Source organism: Rosettibacter firmus, assembly GCF_036860695.1.
GTDB classification, from domain to species: Bacteria; Bacteroidota; Ignavibacteria; order Ignavibacteriales; family Melioribacteraceae; genus Rosettibacter; species Rosettibacter firmus.
The window spans coordinates 523540-536129 of sequence record NZ_JAYKGJ010000001.1 but is presented as its reverse complement, the minus strand read 5'-3'; the positions used below and the strand labels follow the sequence as shown (position 1 = coordinate 536129).

General features: G+C 30.2%; 13 protein-coding genes. All 13 read left to right on the top strand.

Features of this window, described 5'->3' with window-relative positions; translation table 11 throughout:
- The first annotated feature begins 48 nt into the window (after positions 1-48).
- The 13 genes from VJY38_RS02355 (at position 49) to VJY38_RS02295 (ending at position 12589) form a co-directional block, all read left to right on the top strand.
- Positions 49-2022, top strand: coding sequence for a peptidylprolyl isomerase (locus tag VJY38_RS02355; RefSeq protein WP_353679060.1), 1974 nt, complete (start codon positions 49-51; stop codon positions 2020-2022).
- Positions 1991-2821, top strand: a complete 831-nt coding sequence (locus VJY38_RS02350) for a peptidyl-prolyl cis-trans isomerase (protein ID WP_353679059.1) — start codon at positions 1991-1993, stop codon at positions 2819-2821. Before VJY38_RS02355 ends, VJY38_RS02350 begins: the two co-directional genes overlap by 32 nt.
- A 2-nt stretch (positions 2822-2823) precedes the next feature.
- Entirely contained in the window at positions 2824-4089 is a 1266-nt protein-coding gene (locus VJY38_RS02345) for a peptidylprolyl isomerase (protein WP_353679058.1), read from the top strand.
- 14 nt (positions 4090-4103) lie between these two features.
- Positions 4104-5093, top strand: a complete 990-nt coding sequence (locus VJY38_RS02340; RefSeq protein WP_353679932.1) for an AAA family ATPase — start codon at positions 4104-4106, stop codon at positions 5091-5093.
- A gap of 433 nt (positions 5094-5526) precedes the next feature.
- On the top strand, positions 5527-5694 hold the full coding sequence (gene lysW, locus VJY38_RS02335) for a lysine biosynthesis protein LysW (RefSeq protein ID WP_353679057.1): 168 nt from the start codon (positions 5527-5529) through the stop codon (positions 5692-5694).
- On the top strand, positions 5695-6852 hold the full coding sequence (locus tag VJY38_RS02330; protein WP_353679056.1) for a hydroxymethylglutaryl-CoA lyase-like TIM-barrel protein: 1158 nt from the start codon (positions 5695-5697) through the stop codon (positions 6850-6852).
- 41 nt (positions 6853-6893) lie between these two features.
- Positions 6894-7739 carry a lysine biosynthesis protein LysX gene (gene lysX, locus VJY38_RS02325; RefSeq protein WP_353679055.1) on the top strand — a complete coding sequence of 282 codons (846 nt, stop codon included), beginning with the start codon at positions 6894-6896 and terminating at the stop codon, positions 7737-7739.
- On the top strand, positions 7740-8786 hold the full coding sequence (gene argC / locus VJY38_RS02320) for an N-acetyl-gamma-glutamyl-phosphate reductase (RefSeq protein WP_353679054.1): 1047 nt from the start codon (positions 7740-7742) through the stop codon (positions 8784-8786).
- A 41-nt stretch (positions 8787-8827) separates the two neighbouring features.
- Positions 8828-9472: a class II glutamine amidotransferase gene (locus VJY38_RS02315; RefSeq protein ID WP_353679053.1), complete on the top strand. Its 645-nt coding sequence runs from the start codon at positions 8828-8830 to the stop codon at positions 9470-9472.
- On the top strand, positions 9463-10254 hold the full coding sequence (locus tag VJY38_RS02310; RefSeq protein WP_353679052.1) for a [LysW]-aminoadipate kinase: 792 nt from the start codon (positions 9463-9465) through the stop codon (positions 10252-10254). The genes VJY38_RS02315 and VJY38_RS02310 overlap by 10 nt, the downstream gene beginning before the upstream one ends.
- 13 nt (positions 10255-10267) lie before the next feature.
- Positions 10268-11422, top strand: a complete 1155-nt coding sequence (locus VJY38_RS02305; RefSeq protein WP_353679051.1) for an aspartate aminotransferase family protein — start codon at positions 10268-10270, stop codon at positions 11420-11422.
- 295 nt (positions 11423-11717) lie between these two features.
- Positions 11718-12086: an NADH-quinone oxidoreductase subunit A gene (locus VJY38_RS02300; RefSeq protein WP_353679050.1), complete on the top strand. Its 369-nt coding sequence runs from the start codon at positions 11718-11720 to the stop codon at positions 12084-12086.
- Positions 12077-12589: an NADH-quinone oxidoreductase subunit B gene (locus VJY38_RS02295; RefSeq protein ID WP_353679049.1), complete on the top strand. Its 513-nt coding sequence runs from the start codon at positions 12077-12079 to the stop codon at positions 12587-12589. The genes VJY38_RS02300 and VJY38_RS02295 overlap by 10 nt, the downstream gene beginning before the upstream one ends.
- The last annotated feature ends 1 nt before the right edge of the window (position 12590 follow it).

The following is a 12590-nucleotide window of genomic DNA, read 5'->3' as shown; positions in this document are numbered from 1 at the left end:
TTAGCATTACAATAAAATAAAATTATAATCATTGAGGAGGATTCTGGTATGCATTACAAAAAGATATTTCTGATAATCCCTGCTATTATATTTTTGATTACTTCCTGTGCAACCGAACATTCAAAAATTGTAGTTGCTGAATTTGGTAAAAACAAAATCTATATGGATGAATTTGAAAAAGCGTATGCTAAAAATTCAGGTGGCTACGAAAAAGCAAAAGTAGATTCTATTTCCAATTATAAAAAATTTTTAGACCTTTATGTTAACTACAGAATGAAACTTCGTGATGCTTTTGTAAGAGGTTATCATACAGACGAAGATCTTCAAAAAGAATTAAAAGATTATAAAGTTAATATAGGTACAATGTTTTTCTTGAATAATGAACTTATTAAACCAGCAGTAAATCAACTTTATGAACGAAGAAAATATGAGTATCATGCTGCTCATATTATGCTAAGACCAGATACCTCAATGAATGAAGAACAAACTATTAATTTAGGCAATGAATTAATTAATAGAATATTGAATGGAGAAAGTTTTGAAAAATTAGCTAAAGAATATTCAAAAGATAACTATTCAAAAAATAGAGGGGGAGATGTTGGATTTGTAACAGCTGGTGAAATTACAATTCCAGAATTTGAAGATGCAATCTATTCTACAGAACCCGGCTCAATTTATCCCAAATTGCTAAAATCAAATTTTGCATATCACATAATAAAAGTAATTGAAAAAGTACCAAGAAGATATATGATTAGAGCACAACATATTCTTGCCAGCTTTAAAGATTCTCTTGGTAATGTAGACTCAGCAAAAGCATATCAGAAAATTCTTGAAGTCGAAAATAAAATTAAACAAGGTGAAGACTTTGGTAAACTTGCTGAACAATATTCAGATGATAAATACAGTGCAAAGAGGAATGGTGATCTTGGTTTTTTCCAGCGCCATCGTATGGTTCCGGAATTTGAATATGCAGCATTTAAACTGAAAGTAGGAGAAATATCACCAATAGTGAAAACTGATTATGGATATCATATAATTAAAGTTACAGAAGAAAAAGAATTACCATCTTTTGAAGAAAGTAAAAATGAACTCGAAGAAATGTATAAAAATACTCGTTATAAAAAGGATCTGATGAAATTAAAACAAGATTTACTTAAAAATGCAACATTGCAGACTAATAAAGAATTTTTAGAAAAAATTATTTCATACTCAGACTCATTAAAAAATATTAATGAGTATTTTGGGAGTAAATTTCAAAATGAATTAGGTAAGGAGGTTATATTTACAGTTGATAACGATAAAGTAATTATAGATTCACTGTTTAATTACATTAAGAATAAGGGAGAATATATATTTAAAAAACTTAATGAAAGTTTGTTAACAGAAGCTATTAATGATTATGCTGGAGAAATATTAATTAGAAAGAAAGCACTCGAATACGATAAAGTCAATCCAGAATTTGCTTCATTAATAAAAGATTATGAAAATGGAATTTATCTCTTTAAAATTCTCGAAGAAGAAGTCTGGTCGAAAGTAAAAGTTGATAGCATTATGGCAAAAGATTATTATGAAAAGAATAAGAATAATTTTAGATGGAAAGATAGAGTATCATATAAGTTTATTAGCGTTAACAATGATTCTCTTGCTCAGGTATTATATTCACTTGCAACAAGTGGATTGGAATTTGATTCTCTGATTGCAAAATATAAATCTCAAGTTAAAAGTAATAAAAGTGAACTGGTTGAGGTAGGAACTAATGAATTAGCTGACGAAGCTAATAAACTTCAAAATATTGGAGAAGTGACCAAACCATTTAAAAGTGGTAGTAACTGGTATATAATACAACTTACAAAAAAAGAACCTGCACGAATAAAAACTTTTGAAGAAGTACGGAACGAAATAATGGGAATTCTGCAAGAACAAGAAAGTAAACGTCTTGAAGAAGTTTATATTAATAAATTAAAGAAGTTATATAAACCAGAATATAATTATGAAGCACTTAATCAAGCTTTCAAGCAATAATCTGTTAATTCTTTTTTTTCTTTTTCTATTCTTTTATGGATGTTCAAAGAAAGAAGAATTACCGAACGAAATAGTTAGAATTAATGGTAATGTTCTTACTGAAGACGATTTAAAAATTGCTCTGGGAGAAAAAGCAAACAATGCGAAATTAAGAGAACAGTATATTAACGAATGGATAGAAAAAGAAATATTATTTCAAAAAGCAATAGAAGAAGGTATAACTAAAGATAAAGAATATAATTCAATACTCGAAAGAACTAAAAAGGAACTGGCTGCAGCATTTCTTATTGAGAAAATATTATCTGAAAACCCGATATCTTTAACAGAAGATGAACTGAGAAATTACTATGAATCTGTTGTAGAAGATTTTAGATTAGTTGACGATTTGTATCGTATAAATATTATCTATTTTAATAACTTCGATGAAGCAGTAAAATTTAGAAAAATTTTATTAGAAAGTGATTGGAATAAAGCCTTAAATGCATTTAAAGGTGCTACGTCAATAATCAGTTATGAAACAGGCAATTTGTATTCTGGATATCAATTGCAGCCTGTTCCATTAACAAGAATAATTTCATTTATGTTACCTAACGAAGTAAGTGTGGTTATTGAAATAGAAAAAAATAAATATGCTGTAGTTCAATTAATTGAAAAATTGGAAAAAGGAATTATACCTCCTTTCGAGATAGTTAAAGAAAAAGTAAAAGAACAATTTAAGACATTGAAGAAAAAAGAGTTTATACAGAATTATATTCAAGAATTAATTTCAGACTATGAAATTGAAATAAAAAGGTATTGAGTATGAGAAAAATTATTATCATGATTTTTATCTGCATTTCAATTAATGCTCAACAGGTACTCGATAAAATTGTTGCAGTGGTTGATAAAGAAATAATTTTAAAATCTGAACTTGACTTTCGTGCATCATACGAAGCTGCACAAAGAAATATACCTGCACCAGATTCAGCTATGCTAAGAAATATTTTAATGCAAATGATAGAAGAAAAACTTTTGTATGCACAGGCAGAACTCGATTCTATTGTTGTTACTGATGAGCAGGTGAAAAGTCAACTTGATTATCAAATAAATTATTTTATACAACAATATGGTTCACAAGAAAAACTGGAACAGATTTATGGAATGCCAGTTGAAAAAATAAAACGAGCATTAAGAGAAGATACACGTAAAAATATAATGGCTCAAATGCTTCAACAAAAAAAGTTTGGAGAGATTCAGATATCTCGAAAAGAAGTTGAAGATTTCTTTGAATTGTATAAAGATTCACTTGGGATTGTTCCAGAGAAATATGAAATTGCACATATCTTTCTAAACCCCAAAACAGGTGAAAGAGCAAGAAAGAAGGCAATTGAACTTGCAAATAAATTACTGGATTCACTTAAAAAAGGGGCAGATTTTTCTGAACTTGCTAAAAAATATTCTGATGATCCCGGTAGCGCATCTCAGGGAGGTGATTTAGGTTTTGTTAAACGTGGTGTATTCTATCCAGAATTTGAAGCTGCAGCATTTTCTTTAGCTCCAAATCAATTATCTGGCATTGTTGAGTCTCCTGTTGGATTCCACATTATTCAAATGCTCGAAAGAAGAGGTGAATCGATTCATACCAGACATATCTTAATCAAAATGAAATCTGATGACGAATCTGACCTTCAAGCAATTGAATTCTTGAATGATTTGAGAGATAGTATACTTTCAGGCAAAAATACTTTTGAATATTATGCAAAGAAGTATAGTGATGATAAGGAAACAGCAAAGTTTGGGGGACTACTTGGAACTTTTGAAGCAAATCAACTTGATAAATCAATTATGGATCAGATTTATAAAATGAAAGAAGGAGATATTAGTTTTCCTAAACGTATGGAAATTGATAGAAATAATTATGGCTATCATATTTTTAAATTAATTAAAAGAATACCACAGCACAGAGCCAATCTTGAACTCGATTATGATGAAATTAAAAAGTTAGCAGAATATTATAAGAAACAAAAACTCTATAAAAACTGGATGAATGAATTAAAAGAAAAAATTTATTGGGAAATAAGATTATAAAGGACCTAAAAGTGATTAACAAAAATATAAGCGATATCGAAATTGTAGAAAAATTATCTCATTCTTTCAAAGAAATTAAAAAGGAAATCTCGAAGGTTATTGTTGGACAGGATGAAATAATTGATAACTTAATTGTAAGTCTGTTATCTAGAGGACACTGTCTATTAATTGGTGTACCTGGATTGGCTAAAACTCTTTTAATCAAAACACTTGCAGAAGTTCTCGACTTAAAGTTTAGCCGTATTCAATTTACACCTGATTTGATGCCAAGTGATATTACAGGTACAGAAATTATTGAAGAAGATGCAATTACTAAAAAGCGAGATTTTAAATTTATTAAAGGACCCGTCTTTGCAAATATCATATTGGCAGATGAGATTAATAGAACACCTCCTAAAACTCAATCTGCATTATTAGAAGCAATGCAGGAACACAGAGTAACAGCTGCCGGAATCACGTATAAACTTGAAGAACCATTTTTTGTTCTGGCAACTCAAAATCCTATTGAACAGGAAGGAACTTATCCTTTACCCGAAGCTCAACTGGATCGATTTATGTTCAGCCTCTGGCTTGACTATCCATCTTTTGACGAAGAGATAAAAATTATTAAACAAACTACAAGTGATTATAAACCTGAATTAAAAAAAATACTTAGTGCTAATGATATAATATTTTTCCAGGATTTTATTGCTAAAGTACCGGTTGCAGATAATGTAATTGAATATGCTGTGAAATTTGTTAAATCAACCAGACCCGCAGATGGAACTTTGAAATTTATTAAAGATTGGATAAGCTGGGGTGCAGGTCCACGTGCATCTCAATATTTAATACTCGCTGCAAAAACAAAAGCAGTAATTGATGGAAGATATACACCATCAATAGAAGATGTAAGAAATTTTCTAATTCCTGTTCTTCGCCATAGATTAATTCCTAATTTTTCTGCGCAAGCCGAAGGAATTGATTCAGTTGAAATTATTGAAAAACTAAAATCGAATATTGAATAAATAAAGCACGATATAAGAAAGCTGAAATTTTATATTGTTATTTATTACCGAGTAGATTAAAATTATAATTTTGTGTACTGATTATCTTATCTTTCTTAAAAAATGTTTTGTTTTCAAACATTAAATAACAATTTTACTTAATTATGATATTCTTTAAACACTATTTTTTTCATGAATTAAAATAAACCTATCCAGTATCTTAAATTGTAGGATCAAATTTTTGCATTAGGAAAATTTTATTTATATAATTTCTTGCATAAGAATAATTAAGATTTTTTACAGAACTCATAAATTAATTAACATAATCAGTAATTAAATAATTTATAATTATGCATAATTATGTATAATATTTAAAAAAACATTTTATAAAGTTTGATATTTATTGCAAAGCCGCAAAATATTTTTTATCTTCGCAAAAAATTTTGGGAGAAATATGAAAGCAGAATGCCCTGTATGTGGTGCAATGATTGAATTAAAAGAAGGGACAATTGTTGGTGAGTTACTCGAATGTCCTGATTGTGGAACTGAACTTGAAGTTGTTTCTCTAAACCCGCCTACATTAAAAGAAGCACCTCAAGAAGAAGAAGATTGGGGAGAATAATTGGTCTGGGTATTAGATTCAACTTTAAGAGAAGGGGAACAAACCCCTGGGGTTTATTTTGATAAGCACATCAAGCTCGCTATAGCAAATCTTTTAGATGAGATTGGCGTTGATATTATCGAAGCCGGTCATCCCATGGTTACACCCGAAATTCATGCAGCTGTAAAAGCCATAGCACAGAAAAATTTTAATGCTATTGTTGGTGCTCATTCCAGATCCTTAAAACAAGATGTTGATCTTGCTCTTGAATGCGGGGTAAAGTTTATAGGTGTGTTTTATTGTGTTTCTGATGAAAGATTAAATAATGTCTTTAAAAAAGATTTGGATGAAGCAATTAAACAAATTACAGATATAATCAAATATGCAAAGTCTCAGAAGCCAGATTTATTAATTCGTTATACACCTGAAGATACTGTAAGATCGCAATTCGATAATGTTGTTAAAGCATCTGTAGCTGCTGTTGAAGCAGGTGCAGACATTATTAGTGTGGCAGACACAACTGGCTTTATGATACCCGGTAAGAGAAGTATGTATGATTATATATCAAGATTGAAAGAAGAATTTAATAAACGAAATTTAAATCCTAAAGTTGCTGTACATTGCCATAACGATAGAGGCTTAGCATTAGCAAATGCTCTTGATGCATATCGTGCTGGAGTAGATATTATTGATGCAACTGCTCTTGGTCTTGGTGAAAGAGCAGGTATTGTTGATCTTGCTCAACTATTAGTTGTTCTATCTGTGGATTTTGGGGAAAATAGATGGAATCTCCCTAAATTGATAGAACTCTATGATCTTGTAAGTAAACATTCTGGAATTCCAATCCCTTCTAATTTCCCGATTACTGGTAAGAATGCATTTACACATTGTGCTGGTGTACACACTCATGCTGCTTCTATTAATCCAATGCATTATGAAAGCTTGAACCCTGCAGTCGTAGGAAGAGAAAGAAGTTTTGCTTTAGATCATATGTCTGGTATTGCATCTTTAAGGTATGCTCTGAAATTGATTGGTGAATCAGAACTCGATGAAACAATTCAGTTTGATATTTTGCAGGAAGTAAAATCCGTTGGTCAACGTGGACGAACTGTTGATCTTACCGAGCTTAAACACATCGTCGATGCTGTTAAACATCATCAAACCTATAAACAAGACTGATTTATTAATAGCTCTTATAAATTTAATCAGGAGAAGAAAAAATGAAAATAGGATTGCTTCATTCATTATTAAGAAAAGATGAAAAGTTATTAATCGATGAATTTAATGCAATAAAAGGTGTAGAATTAGTAATGATTGATGACCGTGAAATAACTTTCACACTCGGCAAAGATAAATTTGACATTGATGTTCTTGTAGAAAGATGCATCAATCATTCACGAGCACTTCATGGCTTGAGACTTTTTGAAGCAGCAGGTGTTAAATGTGTAAATTCATATAGTGTTGCAACTATTTGTGGTGATAAACTTTTAACTTCTATAGCCTTGGCAGAGCATAACGTCCCACAACCTGAAGTTAGAGTAGCTTTTACAGAAGAATCTGCTCTTAAGGCAATTGAAGAAATGGGTTATCCAGTAGTTCTTAAACCAGCTGTTGGATCATGGGGTAGATTACTATCCAAAATAAATGATCGTGATGCTGCAGAAGCTATACTTGAACATAAAACTATTCTTGGCTCTTATCATCATTCAATCTTTTATATTCAGAAATATGTTGAAAAGAAAGGTAGAGATATTCGTAGCTTTGTTGTTGGTGATGAATGCATTGCTGCAATTTATAGAAATTCTCCTCACTGGATAACAAACACTGCAAGAGGTGGAATTGCTACTAATTGTCCTGTTACTGATGAATTGCGAGATATTTCATTAAGAGCTGCTAAAGCTGTTGGTGGAGGTATTGTTGCTATCGATATTTTTGAAACAGAAAATGGATTGATGGTAAATGAAGTTAATTATACTATGGAATATAAAAATAGTATCCATACCACAGGTGTTAATATTCCTAAAAAAATGGTTGAATATATTTTGAGAGTTGCAGAGGAGAAGTAAATGGAAAAAATTAAAGTATCAATTGTAGGTGCTTCTGGCTATACTGGTGGTGAATTATTAAGATTACTCCTATTTCATCCTTTTGTTGAAATTAAACAAGTAACATCAGAAAGTAATACAGGCAAATTTGTTCACAAAATTCATCCTAATTTACGTAAATCAACAACTCTTAAATTTAATTCTATAAATGAACTTGAGGAATGTGATTTATTATTCCTTTGTCTACCTCATAATAGTTCTCAAAATAAAATTGATTCTTTCAAAAAAATTGCTCCAAGAATTATTGATTTAAGTGCAGATTTTAGATTAAAAGATCCTGCTGAATATGAAAAATGGTATGGTCATAAACATGCTCGCCCAGATTTATTAAATGAATTTGTTTATGGTATTCCTGAACTTCACCGCGAAGAAATGAAAAAATCTAATTATATCTCAAGTGCTGGATGTAATGCAACTGCAAGTATACTTGGTTTATATCCATTGTATAAAAATGGTTTGGTTGAAGAAGATAGAACAGTGATTGAAGTAAAAGTTGGTTCAAGTGAAGGTGGTAATAAAGTAAACGAAGGCTCTCATCATCCTGAAAGAAGTGGAGTTGTAAGATCATACATGCCAACTCAACATAGACATACAGCTGAAATTTTACAGGAGTTATCTTTTGGTAAAAAAATTCAGATTCATTTTTCTGCTACTGCAATTGATATTGTAAGAGGATTACTTGCAACATGCCACGTTTTTCTTAAAGAAAATTTAAATGAAAAAGATATCTGGAAAATTTATCGCGAAGCTTACGGTAATGAACCATTTATTCGTATTGTTAAAGAAAGTGAAGGAATTTATCGCTATCCTGAGCCCAAATTATTAATTGGTACTAATTATTGTGATATTGGATTTAAAAAAGATGAATTTTCAAATCGTTTAGTTGTAATAAGTGCTATTGATAATTTAATGAAGGGAGCTGCAGGACAGGCTTTACAGGCATTTAATATTATGTTTGGTTTTGATGAAAAAACTGGACTTGAATTTCCAGGTCTTCATCCAATTTAATTTATTGTTATTCATAATAACTATAACTTTTCTGGCTTAAAATGTGTCGATTACTTTATGTAAATTCAAGTGAAGAATTTAGTGTAGAAGAATATCTTACAAAGTTTGCTGAAATTTCTAAAAGAAGTAAAGAATATCAGGGACACGGCTGGGGTTGTGCATTTTTACAAAATGGAAACTGGAAGTTTTATAAAAATATAAAACCAATATGGGAAGATAACTTAAATCAATTTGGTAAAACAAAAAGATTAATTGCTCATGCTCGCAGTGCTTTTAGAGATGAAGGCATTGTTGTAGAAAACAATATGCCATTCTATGATGATAAGTATATTTTTATTTTTAATGGCGAATTACGTGGTGTTAAAATAAAAGAAGAAGGAAGAATTGGTGCAGAAAAAATTTTTAATTATATAAAACGTTTTGATAAAGGAAATATAAAAGATGCAATTAATAAAGGAACTGATATAATTAAAAAGAAATCATCTTATGTAAGAGCAATGAATTTTATAATCGCAGATAATAATTATGCTTATGTTTATTCATTTTTCAATGAAGACCCTGATTATTTTACTATGCATAAAAAAATTCTGGATAATACAATTTTAGTCTGTTCAGAAAAATTTATAGATGAAAAAGACTGGCAACCAATACCAAATAAATCATTAATGGAGTTCAAATGTATTTGATTAAAATTGGTGGAGGAAAAGAGATTAATCTGAAAGGAATTATATCCGATCTTGCATCTTTGAATGAAAAATTAATAATCGTTCATGGTGCAAATGCATTGAGAGATGAATTAGCACAAAAATTAAATATTCAGAAAAAAGTTGTAACATCGCTATCTGGTTACGATTCTGTATTGAGTAACGAAGAGACAATTGATTTAATGATGATGGCTTATGCTGGATTAAAAAATAAAAGGATCGTTGAATTATGTCAGCAAAATGGAATAAATGCTGTTGGACTATCTGGACTCGATGGAAAAATTATTGTTGGAAAAAGAAATAGTGGAATCAAAGTTCGTGAAGGTGGAAAAACTCTATTACTTCGCGATTTTTCTGGAAAACCTAAATCTGTAAATAAACATTTATTGAATTTGTTACTTGAAAATGGATATACACCAGTTTTAAGTGTCCCTTTAATAGATGAAAATAATTTTGCAATAAACTCAGAAAATGATGACATAGTTGCACTCTTACAAAGCGAATTTAAAGCAGAAAAAATTATTTCATTAATAGAAGCTCCAGGATTTTTACTCGATAAAAATGATGAAAATTCATTGGTATCTAAATTATCTAAAGAAGAACTTGAAGCTATGGAACAAAAAGTTGAAGGCAGAATGAAAAGAAAAATTCTGGCACTCAGAAAATTATTTGAAAATGGAAATACTACAGTCATTATATCTGATGGGCGAACCGAACATCCTGTTCTGGATGCTCTAAATGGAAAAGGAACAATTATTTCATAGAAATGAGGTTTATATGACAGATTATAAAACGCTTCAGCAACAATATGAATTAGAAGTTTATCCAATGCGTGATGTTGTCTTTGTTAAAGGGAAAGATGCACGCTTATGGGATGATCAGGGGAATGAATATATTGATATGGCAGCAGGTATTAGTGTTGCTAATGTTGGTCACTGTAATGATAAAGTTGTTGATGCTATCTCTAAACAAGCATCTACACTTATTACATGTGCTAATACTTTTTATAATGATAAAAGGGCTTTATTCTTAGAAAAACTTTTTAGTATTGCACCAAAAAATTTGAAGAAAGCATTTCTAACAAATTCTGGTACTGAAGCAATAGAAGGTGCAATTAAGTTTGCAAGATTTACAACAAAGAAGACAAAATTCATAGCTGCAATGAAAGGTTTTCATGGACGCACTATGGGTGCTTTGAGTGCTACATACAAAAGTGAATATCGAGAAGGATTTGAACCATTAGTGCCAGGTTTTACTTTTGTACCTTATAATAATTTTGAAAAACTCTCTGAAGCTGTTGATGATGATACTGCAGGAATTATTCTTGAATTGGTGCAGGGCGAAGGTGGAATAAATATTGGCAAAAAAGAATATTTTCAAAATGTAAGAAAGTTATGTGATGAGAAAGGAATTATTTTAATTATTGATGAAATTCAAACAGGTTTTTGTAGAACAGGAAAAATGTTTGCAATAGAACATTTTGATATCGAAGCAGATATTATGACTCTTGCAAAGTCAATTGCAGGTGGATTTCCTATGGGTGCAGTTTTATGTTCAGATAAAATTAAAATAGAAAAAAGCAAACACGGTTCTACATTTGGAGGTAATCCATTAGCATGTGCTGCAGGAATTGCTGCAATAGATTTTATGCTCGAAAATAAATTATGGGAACAAGCTGAACAAAAGGGGAATTACTTTAAAGAAAAATTAAGTAAATATCCTTTATCAAAAGTTAGAGAAATTCGTCAGATAGGTTTAATGATTGGCATTGAACTTAAAGAAAAGTCGCAGCCTGTTATTGTTGAATTATTAAAAAAAGGTATTGTAACATTGCCTGGTGGTACTACAGTGTTAAGATTACTTCCACCTTTAGTTATAAGTTACGAAGATTTAGATATTGCAATTGAGAGAATAGCAGAGGTTCTCAATTAATTAAAAAATTATTTCAATTAAGAATTTCATTTTATTAAAGTTAATTTTCCATAAAAACTAAAAATGATTTCTTTATGTATTTCAAAGTTAATGCTTTTTTTGTTTGAGGAAGGCTTTTATAAATTAGTGTTGCAATCAGTATAAATTTTGTATTATAAAAGTAAAAACCTTGCTATCATAAATAATCTTTTACTCAATTTATTTTGTTTAATTATATATCACTTCTTAATATCTCTTTTGCATTATAAATCTAATTAGATTATTTTTCATTTATAAAAAAGTAAAAAATGTAATTATGATATTAGATTATATACCTATTTTTCTTGTATTGATTTTTTCTGGAATAGTTGGTGGAGCAATTATTCTATCATCCAGAATATTTGGGCCATATCGTCCAAATAAAGTAAAATTAATGCCTTATGAAAGCGGAAAAGATCCCGTTGGTACAACTCACGAAAGAATTTCTGTTAAATATTACCTTGTAGCTATGTTGTTCATTATTTTTGATATAGAAGTAATTTTTGTTTATCCATGGGCAGTCCAGTTTAAATCTCTTTACAATCAGTATGGAATTTTTGCTTTCTTTCCAATGTTTGTTTTTTTAATAGTACTTGAGTTAGGATTTTTTTACATTTTGATGAAAGGGGCACTAAAATGGGATTAGAAGCAAAATTAAACAGTGATGGTTTCATTACTACTACAATTGATGCTGTTATTGCATGGGCACGTAAAAGTTCTGTTTGGCCAATGCCAATGGGTATCTCTTGTTGTGCTATTGAATTGATTGCAGCAGCCGATCCAAAATATGATCTTGCACGTTTTGGTTCAGAAGTTATGAGATTTACACCACGTCAATGTGATTTGATGATAGTTGCAGGAACAGTAACTTATAAAATGGCTCAGGTTGTAAGAAGAATTTATGATCAAATGCCAGAGCCTAAATGGGTTATTGCTATGGGTGCCTGTACATCTACAGGTGGAATGTATCGCTCTTATAATGTTGTTCAGGGAATTGATCAATTTTTACCTATAGATGCTTATGTTGCAGGTTGCCCTCCACGACCAGAAAATTTGATTAATGCTATAATGACTATTCAGCAAAAAATTTCTAAAACTAAAGCAAGAGATTTTCAGGATAAACCTCTTTTAGAAACTATTGATAAATAAA